This is a genomic window from Photobacterium pectinilyticum, assembly GCF_024357955.1.
Classification (GTDB): Bacteria; Pseudomonadota; Gammaproteobacteria; order Enterobacterales; family Vibrionaceae; genus Photobacterium; species Photobacterium pectinilyticum.
The window spans coordinates 12,727-28,246 of sequence record NZ_JANEYT010000012.1 but is presented as its reverse complement, the minus strand read 5'-3'; the positions used below and the strand labels follow the sequence as shown (position 1 = coordinate 28,246).

Annotated in this window: 14 protein-coding genes and 3 tRNA genes; 5 read left to right on the top strand and 12 right to left on the bottom strand. The window is 50.5% G+C overall.

The features are described 5' to 3' along the window. Positions 1-308: 308 nt before the first annotated feature. Genes hemC through NHN17_RS07435 form a run of 4 tightly spaced genes read left to right on the top strand, consistent with a single transcriptional unit; the run spans position 309 to position 4,420 of the window. Positions 309-1,241 carry a hydroxymethylbilane synthase gene (hemC, locus tag NHN17_RS07450; protein WP_255041589.1) on the top strand — a complete coding sequence of 311 codons (933 nt, stop codon included), beginning with the start codon at positions 309-311 and terminating at the stop codon, positions 1,239-1,241. Continuing rightward, positions 1,241-2,008, top strand: coding sequence for a uroporphyrinogen-III synthase (locus NHN17_RS07445; protein ID WP_255041588.1), 768 nt, complete (start codon positions 1,241-1,243; stop codon positions 2,006-2,008). Before hemC ends, NHN17_RS07445 begins: the two co-directional genes overlap by 1 nt. Next, entirely contained in the window at positions 2,001-3,236 is a 1,236-nt protein-coding gene (gene hemX, locus NHN17_RS07440) for a uroporphyrinogen-III C-methyltransferase (RefSeq protein ID WP_255041587.1), read from the top strand. The genes NHN17_RS07445 and hemX overlap by 8 nt, the downstream gene beginning before the upstream one ends. Continuing rightward, positions 3,233-4,420, top strand: coding sequence for a heme biosynthesis protein HemY (locus tag NHN17_RS07435; RefSeq protein ID WP_255041586.1), 1,188 nt, complete (start codon positions 3,233-3,235; stop codon positions 4,418-4,420). The genes hemX and NHN17_RS07435 overlap by 4 nt, the downstream gene beginning before the upstream one ends. A gap of 351 nt (positions 4,421-4,771) precedes the next feature. Here NHN17_RS07435 and NHN17_RS07430 read toward each other — a convergent pair whose 3' ends face one another. From NHN17_RS07430 to NHN17_RS07420, 3 genes are all read right to left on the bottom strand, one after another. Further along, positions 4,772-5,260 (bottom strand): hypothetical protein, encoded by a 489-nt coding sequence (locus NHN17_RS07430; protein WP_255041585.1) that lies wholly within the window; start codon positions 5,258-5,260, stop codon positions 4,772-4,774. Positions 5,261-5,341: 81 nt separating this feature from the next. Further along, positions 5,342-6,112, bottom strand: coding sequence for a class I SAM-dependent methyltransferase (locus NHN17_RS07425; protein WP_255041584.1), 771 nt, complete (start codon positions 6,110-6,112; stop codon positions 5,342-5,344). A gap of 60 nt (positions 6,113-6,172) precedes the next feature. Then, on the bottom strand, positions 6,173-6,532 hold the full coding sequence (locus NHN17_RS07420; protein ID WP_255041583.1) for a hypothetical protein: 360 nt from the start codon (positions 6,530-6,532) through the stop codon (positions 6,173-6,175). A 119-nt stretch (positions 6,533-6,651) separates the two neighbouring features. Here NHN17_RS07420 and asnC point away from each other — a divergent pair, with 119 nt between their 5' ends. Next, positions 6,652-7,113, top strand: coding sequence for a transcriptional regulator AsnC (asnC, locus tag NHN17_RS07415; RefSeq protein ID WP_255041581.1), 462 nt, complete (start codon positions 6,652-6,654; stop codon positions 7,111-7,113). A 100-nt stretch (positions 7,114-7,213) separates the two neighbouring features. Here the strand turns inward: asnC and hemB are convergent, their stop codons facing one another. The 9 genes from hemB to NHN17_RS07370 form a co-directional block, all read right to left on the bottom strand. Beyond that, on the bottom strand, positions 7,214-8,263 hold the full coding sequence (gene hemB, locus NHN17_RS07410) for a porphobilinogen synthase (protein WP_255041580.1): 1,050 nt from the start codon (positions 8,261-8,263) through the stop codon (positions 7,214-7,216). A 47-nt stretch (positions 8,264-8,310) separates the two neighbouring features. Next, on the bottom strand, positions 8,311-9,108 hold the full coding sequence (tatD, locus tag NHN17_RS07405) for a 3'-5' ssDNA/RNA exonuclease TatD (protein ID WP_255041578.1): 798 nt from the start codon (positions 9,106-9,108) through the stop codon (positions 8,311-8,313). A 64-nt stretch (positions 9,109-9,172) separates the two neighbouring features. Next, positions 9,173-10,114, bottom strand: coding sequence for an ABC transporter permease (locus tag NHN17_RS07400; protein WP_255041577.1), 942 nt, complete (start codon positions 10,112-10,114; stop codon positions 9,173-9,175). A 3-nt stretch (positions 10,115-10,117) separates the two neighbouring features. After that, entirely contained in the window at positions 10,118-11,095 is a 978-nt protein-coding gene (locus tag NHN17_RS07395; protein ID WP_255041576.1) for an ABC transporter permease, read from the bottom strand. Between the two features lie 68 nt (positions 11,096-11,163). Continuing rightward, positions 11,164-12,720 carry an ABC transporter substrate-binding protein gene (locus NHN17_RS07390; RefSeq protein ID WP_255041575.1) on the bottom strand — a complete coding sequence of 519 codons (1,557 nt, stop codon included), beginning with the start codon at positions 12,718-12,720 and terminating at the stop codon, positions 11,164-11,166. A gap of 92 nt (positions 12,721-12,812) precedes the next feature. Beyond that, entirely contained in the window at positions 12,813-14,531 is a 1,719-nt protein-coding gene (locus NHN17_RS07385; RefSeq protein ID WP_255041574.1) for an ABC transporter ATP-binding protein, read from the bottom strand. A 528-nt stretch (positions 14,532-15,059) separates the two neighbouring features. Next, positions 15,060-15,135, bottom strand: a tRNA-His gene (locus NHN17_RS07380). A 99-nt stretch (positions 15,136-15,234) separates the two neighbouring features. Then, positions 15,235-15,311, bottom strand: a tRNA-Pro gene (locus tag NHN17_RS07375). Between the two features lie 126 nt (positions 15,312-15,437). Then, a tRNA-His gene (locus NHN17_RS07370) sits at positions 15,438-15,513 on the bottom strand. Positions 15,514-15,520: the final 7 nt, after the last annotated feature.

Sequence of the window (15,520 nt, the reverse complement as noted above, 5' to 3'; positions counted from 1 at the left end):
TTTTGTATTAACCGTAAAGATAGCGCCGTTTTATGACAGGTTATTAATGGACTGAAATGTTGCCAGCGGACCTTTCCGTAGTCACTTTCTCACAAATTAGTACAAGCTCACCAAACCGCCACTTTGCGATCGGTTATCTGTATACCACCGAGAACATATGTGACCAATATCACATTAATTGCAGTTTATAGCAAGACAATATTGCCCCAACGCACTCGCAGCCACACATCAATTACCATCCCTGCCCAGTAGTGGTAGGATTAGAAACAATAATAATAGTGCTCAATTACATATATGGACCCGATCCTATGACCGATACCCCAATCCGTATTGCCACGCGCAAGAGCCCACTCGCAATGTGGCAAGCCGAATTTGTCAAAGCAGCTCTAGAGCAAGCCCACCCCGGCCTGGAAGTCGAACTGGTTCCTATGGTCACCAAAGGCGATATTATTCTCGATACTCCGTTGGCAAAAGTGGGTGGCAAAGGGCTATTTGTCAAAGAACTCGAAGTGGCGATGCTGGAAGGCCGTGCCGACATTGCCGTACACTCAATGAAAGACGTCCCGGTAGAGTTCCCTGAAGGGTTGGGCCTCGTCACCATCTGTGAGCGAGAAGACCCACGTGATGCGTTTGTCTCCAACCACTATGAAAATCTGGCGCAACTGCCAGCCGGTGCCGTAGTAGGGACATCAAGCTTGCGTCGCCAATGCCAGCTGCGTGCCCAACGTCCTGATCTGGTGGTTAAAGATCTGCGCGGCAACGTCAACACCCGCCTGCGCAAAATGGATGACGGCGAATATGATGCCATCATCCTTGCCTGTGCTGGCCTTATGCGCCTAAAAATGGAAGATCGTATCCGCGAGGCCATTGCCCCGGAAACCAGCCTACCGGCGGTAGGCCAAGGCGCTGTTGGCATTGAATGTCGCCTTGACGACGAGCGTGTATGCAAACTACTGGCTGCATTGAACCACCAAGATACGGAAACCCGCGTATTGTGCGAGCGCGCCATGAACAACCGCCTACAAGGCGGGTGCCAGGTACCAATCGGCAGCTATTCGGTACTGGAAGGCGATCAGATCTGGCTGCGCGCTCTGGTCGGTGAGCCTGACGGAAGCCAGATTGTTCGCGGTGAAGTCCGCGGCCCTCGCGATGACGCCGAAAAATTGGGCCTTGAACTCGCCGATCAGCTGTTGGCCGATGGGGCCAAGACTATTCTCGACGAGCTTTACGGCAACGCCTGATGACCATACTGATCACCCGCCCGGCACCAGAATGCCACCAGCTAACACAGCAGCTGATCGCTGCGGGGATCAACGCAATTGCGCAGCCCCTGCTGGAAATTCAGCCGGGGCAGCAACTTCAGCACCTACCTAACGCACTCTCTCACCTGAAAAATGGCGATTTTCTGATTGCCGTCAGTGTTCACGCCGCCAATCTAGCGCACAATTACATGATGTCAGTAGGTGCCAGTTGGCCAAAAAACGTGCATTATATAGCGGTCGGCCAGAAAACCGCCGCAGCGCTGCAAGACTATACAGGACAAACTGTTTTGTCCCCGTCCGGGCGTTGCGACAGTGAGGGACTGTTGGCCTTGCCAATATTGTCTGATGTAGCTGAGCGACAAGTGCTCATCTTACGCGGCAATGGCGGGCGCGAATTGATCTACCAGCGCCTGTGCCAAGGTGGGGCAGATGTCTCCTATTGCGAGACATACCAGCGCAACTGGTTACCGCTTGATGGCCCGGCCTTGAGCCGGAGTTGGCAGCAGGCCAAAGTTGACACCCTGGTCGTCACCAGCAGTGAGCAACTTGACCAACTGGTCAAGCTTATACCAGACAGCGCTATGGCTTGGTTTCTTAACTGCCAGCTATTCGTACCAAGCCAGCGAATCGCCGATCAAGCCCATGGGCTTGGTTTTCGTTTAATTTCCAATGTGGGAAGTGCGGCCAATGGCCCGCTGTTCACGACCCTAAGCAAAATAGGCACAATGGGAAAATCGGATGACTGATAAAAAAACCAATAATGAAAACCCTGCAGATAAACAACAATCCGCAGCAAACAATACCAATAAGCAAGGACAAGCAAGCGCCAAAGCGCAAGCGCCAAAGCCAGCCGCTGAGAAAAAGCCAACTCCTGAAAAACAGGTAAAAGCAGAGCAGCCAGCACAACCGGCCGCCGCAGCACCAGCCAGTCAACCGAGCGAAAAGCCGGGTGGCAGCAAAACCGGTGCAATTGCTATCGCCTTGGTCATCGCTCTCGGTGCCGGTCTTTACTACCACGGGCACCAACAGACCCAAACCCAAAACAGCCAAATGGCGGCTTTGCAGCAAGAAGTCTCACAACTTCAATCCCAGCTTCAGTCATCTCTCAAAACATCCCAGCAAGAAACCCTAAGCCAAGTTAATTCCAGCCTGCAGCGCACCGAAACGTCGATTGAGCAGCAGGAAAAGTCGATTACCGGTTTGCAGATGGCCCTATCAGAAATGAAAGGCCGCCGTCCAAACGACTGGCTGCTGGCGGAGGCCGATTACCTGGTCAAGATGGCGGGCCGAAAACTGTGGCTGGAACATGACACCGCCAGTGCGACTATTTTGCTCGAATCTGCCGATCACCGTATCGCTGAGCTTAACGATCCAAGCCTAACGCCTATCCGCCAGGCGATGCATACTGATATCACAGCACTGAAAGCGGTTGCCCGTATTGACCGTGATGGCCTGGTATTGCGCCTTACTAGCCTCCAGGAAGAAATTGGCAAGCTACCATTGGCCAACGCTATTCTGCCAGAAGCCGAAGTTGTAGAGACCACCGAAGTGTCTACCTCCGTCGACGATTGGAAGCAAAACATGATGACCTCACTGAAGAACTTCAGCGATCACTTCATCACCTACCGCCAGCGCGATGGCAGTGTTATCCCTTTGCTGACTCCGAAGCAAGACTTCTACCTGCAGGAAAACATCAAGTCTAAGCTGGAAACCGCGATCAAGTCGGTATACCGCGAGCAGGGCGAGCTATATATCACGTCATTGGCCATGGCCAAAGACTGGGCTGAGCAGTTCTATAATATGGACGATCCTGCCGTTCAGAGCTTCATCGCCACACTCGAGGCACTCGGCCAAGAAAACATCGAAGCCGACTACCCGAGCAAGCTGCAGTCGCAAGCACTGATCACCGATACTATCAGCGATCGTCTACGCCAGCAGGTGAAACCGCTTAGCACAGAGGAGAACCCTGCATGATCAAATTGCTATTGCTGGTCGCCGCACTGATTGCCGGCATCGTTGTCGGCCCGATGCTGGCCGGAAACCAAGGTTATGTGCTTATCTCGGCGGCCAACCAAACCGTGGAAATGAGCCTGACGACACTGATCATCCTCGTGGTCGTGCTGTTCGGTGCTTTTTTCCTGCTGGAGAATATCCTCAAACGCCTGTTCTCACTGGGTAGCTCGACCCGCGGCTGGTTCTCAGGCCGTAAAACCCGCAAAGCCCGCCTACAGACATCTGAAGGCCTGACTAAGGTGATCGAAGGTGACTGGAAACAGGCTGAAAAACTGGTGGTCAAGTCAGCCAAGCACAGCGATGCACCACTGCTGAACTACTTAGCAGCAGCCGAAGCCGCACAAGGCCAAGGCGATGCCAGCCAACGGGACGAATACCTGAGACTGGCTGCCGACCTTGATGGCCAGAGCTTGGCTGTTGCCCTGACCCGCGCCAAGCTTCAGTTCCGCCAGCAGCAATTTGAGCAGGCTGTTGCCACTCTGCAAGATATCAAGCACGACCATAGCCGCAACCCCGTGCTACTGACCCTATTGAAAGACTGCTACGTCCGTCTTGAAGACTGGAAACCCTTGCTAGCACTGCTTCCTCAACTGGAGAAATCTGGTGTGGTAGATACTGAAGAGGCAGCCAAACTCGAAGCGAAAGCCGAATGCGGCATCATGCGCCACATCGCTAAGCAACAAGGCAGTGAAGGCCTGATGGGTCACTGGAACAGTTTGAGCCGCAAGGCCAAGCAACGCCCGGATCTCGTGGCGTGTTTCGTCAAACTAATGAGCCAATACAACGCCGACAGTGAAGCCTATACCGTGCTGCGTGATGCCTTGAAAAAGAACATTGACGAGTCGTTGATCAACCTTATCCCGACCCTAAAACTGGCCGACAGCCACCCAGCAATTGTTCGCCTGCAGGATTTACTCCGCTATGATAGCAACAACCCGAGCACCCATAGCGCACTAGGCCAATTGTTTATGCGTGAAGGCAAGCTGGAAGAAGCTAAAGAGCATTTCGAGAAAGCCATCGCTCTGCGCAGCGATGTCGCTGACTACGGCTATTTGGTTGAAGTGATGGAGCAGCTAGATGACAAACAAGGCGCTGCCGCATTGTCACGACAAGCCCTGACTCTGGCACTACCCGCCAAAAGCTAACAAAAAAGCAACATAACATCCAGCAATTAAAAAGCACCCAAGAGGGTGCTTTTTTATACTTAAAGACAATGAATTATGTGTCCCAGAGCGAATATTCGTTTCCATTTGTTAACAGGCGTTTCAAGCTATATCCATCCCATTGCTAGCATTTTGTAAACAGGTTTCAATAGGGGCTCATGTTGCTCAACAGATGGATACCTAACTATGGATATGCTTCCTTGGTTAATCGTTTCTGGCATCATTGTTTCTGTGATCACCTGCCTGATGACAGCAGTACTGATCAAAGAATCATAATTGCCCAGAACAAAAAAACCTCCGCCAGGAGGTTTTTTTATACCCGTCAATAGCTCGCTACACCGAAGCTTGAGCCTTCTCTATAGCCTTGTGATAGCGACGGGTCGCCTTGATGGCCTTCTTCAACTGCTTGTTCTGCTTCTTTGCCAGTTTCTTCAGTTTTTTAAGCTGCTTGGCTTTCTTCCTTGCCACTTTACGGCACGCAACCACCGCTGGGTGCGAAGCAATAACTGGCACTGGCGTATCCAGCTTGGTAGCCAAAACAGGGGCCGGGGCAGAAGCCCTCGCTAAAGAGGACACGTTGGTCACCTCGGAAACCGCCGCCGTATCAACGGCTACCGCTTCGACCGCCGCCAAACTCGGTTTGATCACATGAGCCATATCTGTCGGACGCTTCAGGGCACTAGGCTTACACAGGTAGCCTTTTTCCGAGGCCACACGGGCACAGCTACTGCACATATAATTAGCCGTACTGACCATCCGGCTAATGGTGGAAAACTGGGCCGTGATCTCAACCCGGCGATATTTACATAACGACTTTGCCATTCCCTCATCTCCGGCCGTCCGACCCCTGTCAGGCCGGAGTAACTATTCTCATTACAATATACCGCTGCTAACCGCCAACTGCTACTTCATTGCTGCTTTCACATACACATCGAAGCGGTTTTTCTTGGTTTCGATGGCTGTCGCAGGCTTTTGCCCTGCTAAAAACTCGGCATAATCCGGCCGCTTGACAACCACCCGCTTGGTGGCCAAAGCTAACGCTGGGGCCAGCAAACCATCAGCATCAAGATCGGCCCCGACCAAAGTTTGGAACACCCGCATTTCCTTTTTCACCAACGCCGATTTCTTCTTGTGTGGGTACATCGGATCAAGGTACACCACATCCGGGGCCACAAAATCCGGATCGGCAGCCAGCAACTCCAGCGCGTTATGGCTCGAGGCATGCAGCAGTGTCATCCGCTCGCTGATCCAGCCACCGATTTCGCTATCCGCTTTGGCGCGGGCCAAACCGTCGTCCAGCAACGCAGCCACTACTGGGTGGCGCTCGACCATCTGTACCTTGCAGCCGAGCGAGGCCAAAACAAACGCGTCGCGTCCCAATCCTGCCGTACCATCAACCACGGTTGGTGTCACGCCTCCCTTGAGACCCACCGCTTTGGCAATCGCCTGACCCCGGCCACCACCGAATTTACGCCTATGTGCCACGGCGCCACTCGCCAAGTCGACATATACCGCGCCCAATTTAGCCTCATCAAGCTTGCGAAGCTCCAGCCGCTCAGTTGTCAGGACCAATGCAAACACGCTGTCTGGGTCATGGGATAGTCCCCAGCGTTCAGCCAACAGATCAAGTTCATGTTGACGCTCAGGGGACTCAGAAATTAAGGCTAGTTGCACACACACACTCCGGTAAATACAGCACCTGCCAGCCAAACACGGCAGGCATTAAGTTGCGGATTATAACACCTCTTTACGCTGGCTCAATTGAGCAACCAGCTTAGGCAACGGCTGTGGGTAGCCAAACACATAGCCCAGGGCATAATCCATTTCCAATTCACCGAGCTTGGCAAGGTTCGCTTCATTCTCGACACATTCATCTACCGTCTGCTTGCCCATCTTCATTGAGATAAGCCGGTGACTGATAGCACTTACTGTCCATATAATTAACATGGAGCGACCCCCTTGCATACTGGCGGCCGACTCCAGCCCGGCCTGAAAACCATCCGTCCAGCGAATGCCCTTGTGGTAAGAATGGATCACTAAAGTATCGTAGGTCGACGCCTTGAGCGGTAACCCGCTGAGAAGAAAAAATAACAATCAAGCGCATAAGGGACAGTAACTAGCCAAACGGCTATTTTTTAATATAATTTAGCGACATAGCGTGGTGTCAGTATAAGATATGACCAAGCACGTATAAACCAAGGATTGCTTCCACCATGACCAGCCAAATTCGAATTGATGATCTCGACCGGGAAATCCTCAATACCCTGATGAGCGATGCCCGTACCCCCTATGCCGAAATGGCCAAGCGCTTCAACGTCAGCCCTGCTACCGTCCATGTCCGGGTCGAAAAAATGCGTGCAGCTGAAATCATCACCGGCACCGAAGTGATCATCAACCCCAAGCTACTCGGCTACGACGTGTGCTGCTTTATCGGTATCAACCTCAACGCAGCACGGGACTACCACTCGGCACTGACCAAGCTCAATGAGCTTGACGAGGTGGTCGAGGCCTACTACACCACCGGGGCGTACAATATCTTCGTCAAGTTGATGTGCAAATCGATAGAAGAGCTGCAGTACGTGCTGATTGATAAGCTGCAGGCAATCGACGAAGTCCAGTCAACCGAGACCCTGATCTCGCTGCAAAACCCAATCAACCGCAACGTCCACCCCTGACCATCTGCGATTATTCAGCGCTAACAAAAGGGCCTGCACCATAGTGCAGGCCCTGATTATCACAGCCGATAAGTAAAGACTTACCTACTCTTCTTTCAGATTATTCGCTTAGGTTATCCAGCTCAGTCTGGCGGGCAGCGGCATCTTCTGCCAACCACTCGGCAACTGATTTAGCAAAGTAGGTAAGGACACCGTCGGCGCCCGCACGCTTGAAGCACAGCAAGGATTCCATCACAGTTTCGCGCTCCTTGAGCCAACCATTCTGGATCGCTGCCATGTGCATCGCGTACTCACCCGAGACCTGATAGGCAAAGGTCGGTACCTGCAGTTCATTTTTCACCCGGTGCACCACATCCAGATATGGCATACCCGGCTTGACCATCACCATGTCAGCGCCTTCGTTGACGTCCATGGCCACTTCATGCAGTGCTTCGTCGCTGTTGGCCGGATCCATTTGATAGTTTTTCTTATCACCACCTTTCAGGTTACCTGACGAGCCGACCGCATCACGGAACGGGCCGTAGTAGTTAGACGCATACTTAGCAGAATAAGCCATGATTTGAGTATGAACATAACCGGCTTCTTCCAGCGCTTCGCGGATTGCACCGATACGGCCATCCATCATGTCCGACGGAGCAACAACGTCAGCACCCGCTTCAGCATGAGACAAGGCTTGCTTGATCAGCACTTCGGTGGTGACATCATTGATCACATAGCCGTCTTCATCGATGATGCCGTCCTGCCCATGGATGGTGAACGGATCGAGGGCAACATCGGTGATCACGCCTATCTGTGGCACATGCTCTTTCAGCAGACGGACTGCTCGCTGGACCAGACCTTCCGGGTTGAAGGCTTCCGCAGCACAGGTTGACTTAAAGTCCTGCGATACCACTGGGAACAAGGCTATCGCAGGGACACCCAACGTAGCCAGGTACTCGGCTTCCTGAAGCATAAGATCAATAGACAGACGCTCTATCCCCGGCATGGAATCGACGGTTTCACGACGGTTCTTACCCATCAGGATAAACATTGGGTAAATCAGGTCATTCACAGAAATCTGATTTTCGGCCATTAAACGGCGACTAAAATCATGCTTGCGCATACGACGCATACGGCGTGCCGGAAACGCGCCCTGGATAGATACAGACACTGCATACTCCTTTTTGGGTTAAATCGCTTATGTGGATCATACCACCCTCATTCGGTGGCTGTTGATCCGATATTGAAAAATGCCTGGGTGGTAACAAACGCATTGGCCATCACTTGCTCAGGTTGCTGACCGCGACACTCTGCAATCACGGACGCGATATGGGGCAGAAACTTGGGTTCATTGCGGCTCGATTTTGGCTTGGGCCGGTAATCCCGCGGCAGCAGATAAGGACAGTCGGTCTCCACCATCAAGCGGTTATCTGGAATGTCGGCAACAATCTCACGCAACTCGGTGCCGCGGCGCTCATCACAGACCCAACCGGTGATCCCGATGTGCAAGTCCAGCGCCAAGCAGTCCCGAAGCTCCTCTTGGGTACCGGTGAAACAATGCAATACTGCTGCCGGTAACTTATCGCGCCACGGCTTGAGAATTGCCATAAAGCGCTCATGGGCATCACGGCAGTGCATGAAAACAGGCATATTAAGCTCAGCAGCCAACGCCAACTGGGCCTCGAATACGGCTTCCTGCTGCGGTCTTGGAGAGAAATCCCGATTAAAGTCGAGTCCACATTCACCGATGGCCACCACTTCAGGGTGAGCAGCCAGTTCGCGGAGATCGGTCAGCGCCAAGTCTTGGACACTTTTGGCATCATGGGGATGCACCCCTGCGGTGCTGTAAGTATAGCCCGGCCACTGACGGGCCATTGCCACCGCCTGTCGGCTTTCTTCGATACTGGTACCGGTAAGAATAAGGCCGTGGACACCCGCTGTTTTGGCGCGCTCCACGACCTCGTGGCGGTCTTTATCAAACCGGCTGTTAGTCAAGTTGACCCCGATATCAATCATCGCTGTTCCCACTTAATTTTCTAAGCAATGGGAACAACTTAATGAATATCGCTACGTTTTGCTATCACCCTTTGTAAATTTTCGGGTTAAACACATCACGCAACCAGTCACCTAGCAAGTTGATGACCAACACCAACACAACCAATACCATCCCAGGAAAAGCGGTGATCCACCAGGAGCCAGAGAAGATATAGTTAAAGCCGATACTTATCAGCGAGCCCAACGACGGTTGGTCCACTGGCAGCCCGAGCCCAAGGAAGGAGAGGGCAGCCTCAGACATGATGGCATTGGCAACCTGTACGGTTGAGATAACCAAAATCGGTGACAAGCAGTTAGGCAGAATATGGCGGAACATGATCCGTGGCGCCTTGAAGCCCATCACTTTCGCCGCTTCAACATACTCTTTTTTCTTTTCAGCCAATACGGAAGCGCGAATGGTTCGCGCATACTGTGGCCACTCAGCAATACCGATAATCACCACCAGCATCACCACTGCATACTGACTATATAGCTGAGTACCAAGACCAGCGCGGAAGATAGCCGAAACAATGATCGCCACCATCATGGTAGAGAACGATAGCTGAATATCGGCAAAGCGCATTAAGAAACTATCAATACGGCCGCCGAAGTAACCCGCACTAAGGCCAATAACCACGCCCAGAACCATCTGTACAGCAACCGCCAAAATACCGATGATCAATGAGATGCGCATGCCATAAAGAATGGTCGATAAAATGTCGCGCCCTTGCGGATCGGTACCGAGCAAGAAACGCGGGTCTGAATATTCCATCCAGATTGGTGCCATCTCAGAATCCATGATGTCAATGGCGGTTGGATCATAAGGGTTAACCGGTGCTAGCAACGGAGCGAAAGCGGCACTCAGTGCGCATGCTAAAAAGACCGCAAAACTCAGCATCGCGACTTTATCGCGCTTGAAGTGATAGATGAAATCAGAATCTAGAAAGCGCTGCAAGCGGCTAGGTGTTGTCGTTTGAGTCATTGACATCGATTACGCTCCTTTTCCAGTCAGGTTAACAGTCGGGTTAATCAGACCGTAAAGCAGATCCACAATGGTATTAGTGACCACAAATATCAAACCAACAAAAATCACATATGCCGTAATAAGAGGGGTATCGACCCGGTTAATTGCTTCTAAGAACAAGAAACCCGTTCCCGGCCATTGGAAAACCGTCTCGGTCAAAATGGTATAAGCAACCATAGTACCGATCTGCACACCACCGACAGTGATCACTGGCAACATGGTGTTTTTCAGCGCATGCTGATAATAAATTTTGTTCAGCGCTAATCCTTTCGCCTTGGCAAACTTGATATATTCCGAGCTCAAAACCTCCAGCATTTCAGAGCGCACGAGGCGAATAAACAACGGCAGCATAATCGATGCCAGAGCAATCGATGGTAAAACAAGGTGCGCCAGTCCATCTAAATTAAACAAACCCGATTCCCAACCTAATGGACTAGTGGTAGTGCCTCGTCCAAACGAAGGTAGCCAACCGAGCTCTATTGAAAATACATACATCAGCATAATAGCGGTTAAGAAAACCGGAATGGATATACCCACACTGCTGAAGGCCATAATCACTTTGGTAAAAAAGCTTTTGGGGTTAATCGCAGAATAAACACCCAGTGGTATCGAGAGCAAGACGATAATCACGGAGGCGCCAAATACCAATTCGAGCGTCGCCACCAATTTATCCATTATCACGTCCAGTGCCGGACGTTTAAAAAAGTAAGATGTCCCTAAGTCACCTTGAACCGCATTACCAACAAAGCGAGCGTATTTAGTCACAAATGGATCATTCAGGCCCAGTTCGTCACGAAGTGCTTGTCGTTCTGCCTCTGAGACAGATTGCCCCACCAACTCACGCAGCGGATCGCCAAGGTTATCCTGGATTGCAAACGCGACCAGACTGATCACAAACATCACTATCAGTGCCTGATACAGGCGCTTAACCAGAAACGTAAACATTTCTTATCCCTTTCATAAACTAAAGAAACGTCAGGCCAACCTTGGCCTGACGTTGTTGCAGTGAAGAATTACTCTTCAACTACCAGATCACCGAAGTACGGGAAGTTCATTGCGTTCACAATCGGCGCGATCTTCACGTTAGACTTTGCAGCCCACGCTAGGTTTTGCCAATGCAACGGAACGTATGCCGCATCGTTATACAGAATTTCTTCAACTTTCTTCAGCTGAGCAGAACGTTTGGTTGGATCAGTTTCAACGTTTGATGCCTCAATCAAACCATCCACCTCGGCGTTTGAGTAATAGCCACAGTTGTATTGCCCGCGACCAGTATCTTCATTACGCGTCATTGTTAGGAACTCGGTAAAGTTCGCTGAATCTTCTGTATCTGCGTGCCAACCGATCATCATCATGTCAGCCGCACAGACATCAAATTCCGGCCAGTATTGCGCTTTTGGCAACGTTTTAAGGTCAACTTTGATCCCGATTTTAGAAAGCATCTGGGCGGCAGCTTGGGCGATCTTGTCATCGTTCACGTAACGATTGTTTGGTGCCATCATGGTTAAAGTGAAGCCATCTTCATAGCCCGCTTCTTTCATTAACTCTTTCGCTTTAGCAACATCAAAACGGACATCTAACGCTTCATTGTGGCCAGCGTAACCAACCGGACTCTGCTGAGAGGCCGTTGTCGCGAAGCCTCGCATGATACGCTGTACGATACCGTCGTTGTTGATCGCGTGAACAATCGCCTGACGCACACGGACATCTTTCAGCGCTTCGTTGCTATTTTGGTTCATGTGGAACGAGATAAGACGTGTGCCTGGTAGGGTCACCAAATCCAAGTCCTTCGAAGATTCAACACGTTTGTGATCATTAGGTGCGACAGGAGCAATCATATCGACACCACCAGAAAGCAGTGCTGCAACACGAGTGGCATTCTCTTTGATAGGCTGCAAAGTGATAGTGTCAACGTTGCCTGGAGAGGCGGTATCCCAGTAACCATCAAAACGTTCAAATTCTACTTTCACGCCTTGCTCACGACTCGTCACGATAAATGGGCCGGTGCCAGACATGTTCGTCGATGCAAACGAGTTACCGTGCTTAACAATCGCAGCTTTATCACGACCGTCTTCTGTGGTGCCCGTATAGAACTTGCTGTCCATTGGGAAGATGTATGTCGCTGTTTGTAGAACAAGCGGGTATGGACCCGTTGTTTTTAGATCAACCGTGTAATCATCCACTTTTTCCATCGCAGAGAAAGGGTCGAAAATCGCTTTGAAATCAGGTGAATCTTTCAGACGCTGGAAAGTCCACACGACATCATCTGCCGTCATGGTATTACCTGAGTGGAACTTCACGCCTTGACGTAGGTGAAAACGGAAAGTGTCATCATCAACACGCTCCCATTTCGTTGCCAAGCGTGGCTCAAAGTCGAGATCTTGCTTAAAGCGCACCAATGGGTCGAAGACCATGTGCGATAGCTGCAGAGTGCCACCAGATAATTGCTCATGCGGATCAAGTGATACTGGATCAGCATCATAGGCGACTTTGATGTCAGCTGCGGCGGCACTAAAGCTCAGGCCGGCAGCCATTAAGGCCACGGCCAACTTGGTCTTGAGGGTTTTCATTGCATAGCTCCTTTATGCGGGGAGGTAACTCCCTTGCTGTTGTATTTGCTTTTGTTGTGTCCTATGCCGCTGTAGACAGCGGCATGAAATGATTAAGCTAACTTCAGTCCTTCCTGACTCATGCCCTTGAACTCAGGCATCAGAGAGATCAGCTGACGACTGTACTCATGCTGTGGTGCAGTGAACAACTGCTCGGTCGGGGCAACCTCTAGCAAGGTGCCCTTCTGCATCACACCGATGCGATCACACATCTGGCGGATCACCGGGAGATCATGACTGATAAACAGCATGGTCAAATTCAGCTCATCCTGGAGATCTTTGAGTAGATTAAGAATTTGTGCCTGGACTGACACGTCTAATGCCGATGTCGGTTCATCACAAATCAATAGGCGGGGGCGGGTAGCCAATGCCCGTGCAATCGAAATCCGCTGGCGTTGGCCACCCGAAAATTCATGCGGGTACTTCACACCAGATGCACTACCTAAACCTACGTGGTCAAGCAGATCATTAACGATTTGACGAGTCTGGCTTTCATTTTCAGTCAGTCGGTGGAAACGAATAGGTTCCGCGATGATATCGGCAACCTTCATTCGCGGATTCATTGAAGTATAAGGGTTCTGGAACACCATCTGCATCTGGCGACGCAGCGGACGGCGCTCGGCTTCATTTTTGAGTGCAGTAAGATCGACACCTTCAAAGGTAATTTTACCGGAGTTAGGCGGATACAAGCCAGTGATCGCTCGGGCTATCGTCGACTTACCTGAACCCGACTCTCCCACCAACCCGAACGTTTCCCCTTCAAAGATCTCAAAACTGACGTCATTATTCGCCTGGACGTATTCACGACGGCTTTCGAAAAATGAATCCTTGGTAACAAAGCGTAGATTAACATTCTCAACCTGCAGCAAGGCACCGGTATAACGACGTTGATCTTCACTTTGGCCCAGCCAATGATTTTTCACATCAAGCTGGCTCATTTCCTTCGCGTCTTCGATATAGCTTACCAGCGGGAAACGCTTGAGTTTAATATCGGAACGCGGAACAGCTGAAATTAAGCTTTGTGTATACGGGTGGTTCGGGCGGCACAACACCTGCTCCGTATCACCGATTTCCACCAAATCACCGCGATACATCACAGCAACCCTATCGGTCACGTTGGAAACAACACCCATATCATGGGTCACCAGCATACAACCGACGTTTTTCTTCCGACACAGTTCGCGAATAAGATTCAGGATCTGATCCTGAATCGACACATCCAGCGCAGTGGTTGGCTCATCGGCAATGATTAAATCCGGTTCGCCAGCCAAGGCAATAGCAATCACTACCCTCTGACGCATACCACCTGAAAACTGATGCGGATACTGTTTGATACGTATTTCTGGCTGCGGGATCCCGACTTGTTCCATCAAGTTGATGGCCCGTTTCACCGCTTCACTCTGGCTCACCTTCAGATTTGTCACAATCGTTTCGGTCAGCTGCTGCTCAACCGTAAAGAGTGGATTAAGCGAGGTCATCGGATCCTGAAAAATAAAACCAATTTTCGATCCGCGCACTGAGCGCATTTGCTCCGGCTTCAACCCCGAGATAAGCTCACCATCGAGGTAAACATCTCCACTCGCAACTCGTCCTGGCGGGCTAAGCAAATCAATGACTGCATTGCCCACGGTCGACTTACCGGCGCCGGACTCACCGACCACACCGACAATCTCGCCTCGTTCAATTGAAAACGAGAGCGACTTCACTGCAGCATGAACCCCATGTCGTGATGGGTATTCGATACGCAGGTTTTTCACTTCCAATAAAGCCATTACCAGACCCCAACTGCTTGGCAGCGTTCTGCCCTGTCTGAAAAATTGAATCCCTTCTTTCAGCATAATTTGCTGAATGTATGTTCAGGACATAATCTGTCAAATATTTCACAATAAATCAACAACGCGCAAGTAAAAACCAGGAAAACGAATAAAAAAAGAATAAATAATCACATAAAATGGAGGAAGAGTAAGAAAACAAGAGAGAAAACAGATATAACCCCTATACACAACATCCGCATTTAGCAGTGAAAGCAGCTGTAATTACAGTTATATGATATAGCTAACACTTTTAAATTTTGCATAAATATACAGAGAGCAAGAACGCCCCATTTAACATTGTAGAAACATAAACCATTTCAACACCTTAATGTAAACCTATATCTCGTGAAATAGTCACATGCCAGAGATCTAAGCTGAGAATAGACATTATTGACAGCAGATCACACTTTTACTGAAGGGGTTAAAGGAAGGGGAAAATCACAAAAACGAAAAAAGCCCCGTCATTTCTGACGGGGCTTTCCAATATGGGGTGGCTAACGGGATTTGAACCCGCGACAACCGGAATCACAATCCGGGACTCTACCAACTGAGCTATAGCCACCATTGTTTGTGGTTAGTTAAAAGGACTAAATTCCTACTAACCGAATACATCTATAGGATGTATAAAAGCCTCGCCGTTTCTGACGAGGCTTTCGAAGAGTGGTCGGTGAAGAGGGATTCGAACCCCCGACCCTCTGGTCCCAAACCAGATGCGCTACCAAGCTGCGCTATTCACCGACAAAATTCTTTTTACTTGGCTTTGCTCCAAGAGGGTTAACCTCTGGTCCGCTATTCCAAGAGCCATGATGCACTATCAAACTAGGCGATTCACGACAAATGCTTCAATAATGAAGTCTTTAATAATGGGGTGGCTAACGGGATTTGAACCCGCGACAACCGGAATCACAATCCGGGACTCTACCAACTGAGCTATAGCCACCATTGTT

Coding starts and splice junctions, on each gene's coding strand:
- hemC (WP_255041589.1), top strand. CDS start 309: ATGACCGATACCCCAATCCGTATTGCCACGCGCAAGAGCCCACTCGCA.
- NHN17_RS07445 (WP_255041588.1), top strand. CDS start 1,241: ATGACCATACTGATCACCCGCCCGGCACCAGAATGCCACCAGCTAACA.
- hemX (WP_255041587.1), top strand. CDS start 2,001: ATGACTGATAAAAAAACCAATAATGAAAACCCTGCAGATAAACAACAA.
- NHN17_RS07435 (WP_255041586.1), top strand. CDS start 3,233: ATGATCAAATTGCTATTGCTGGTCGCCGCACTGATTGCCGGCATCGTT.
- NHN17_RS07430 (WP_255041585.1), bottom strand. CDS start 5,260: ATGGCAAAGTCGTTATGTAAATATCGCCGGGTTGAGATCACGGCCCAG.
- asnC (WP_255041581.1), top strand. CDS start 6,652: ATGACCAGCCAAATTCGAATTGATGATCTCGACCGGGAAATCCTCAAT.
- tatD (WP_255041578.1), bottom strand. CDS start 9,108: ATGATTGATATCGGGGTCAACTTGACTAACAGCCGGTTTGATAAAGAC.
- NHN17_RS07400 (WP_255041577.1), bottom strand. CDS start 10,114: ATGTCAATGACTCAAACGACAACACCTAGCCGCTTGCAGCGCTTTCTA.
- NHN17_RS07395 (WP_255041576.1), bottom strand. CDS start 11,095: ATGTTTACGTTTCTGGTTAAGCGCCTGTATCAGGCACTGATAGTGATG.
- NHN17_RS07390 (WP_255041575.1), bottom strand. CDS start 12,720: ATGAAAACCCTCAAGACCAAGTTGGCCGTGGCCTTAATGGCTGCCGGC.
- NHN17_RS07385 (WP_255041574.1), bottom strand. CDS start 14,531: ATGGCTTTATTGGAAGTGAAAAACCTGCGTATCGAATACCCATCACGA.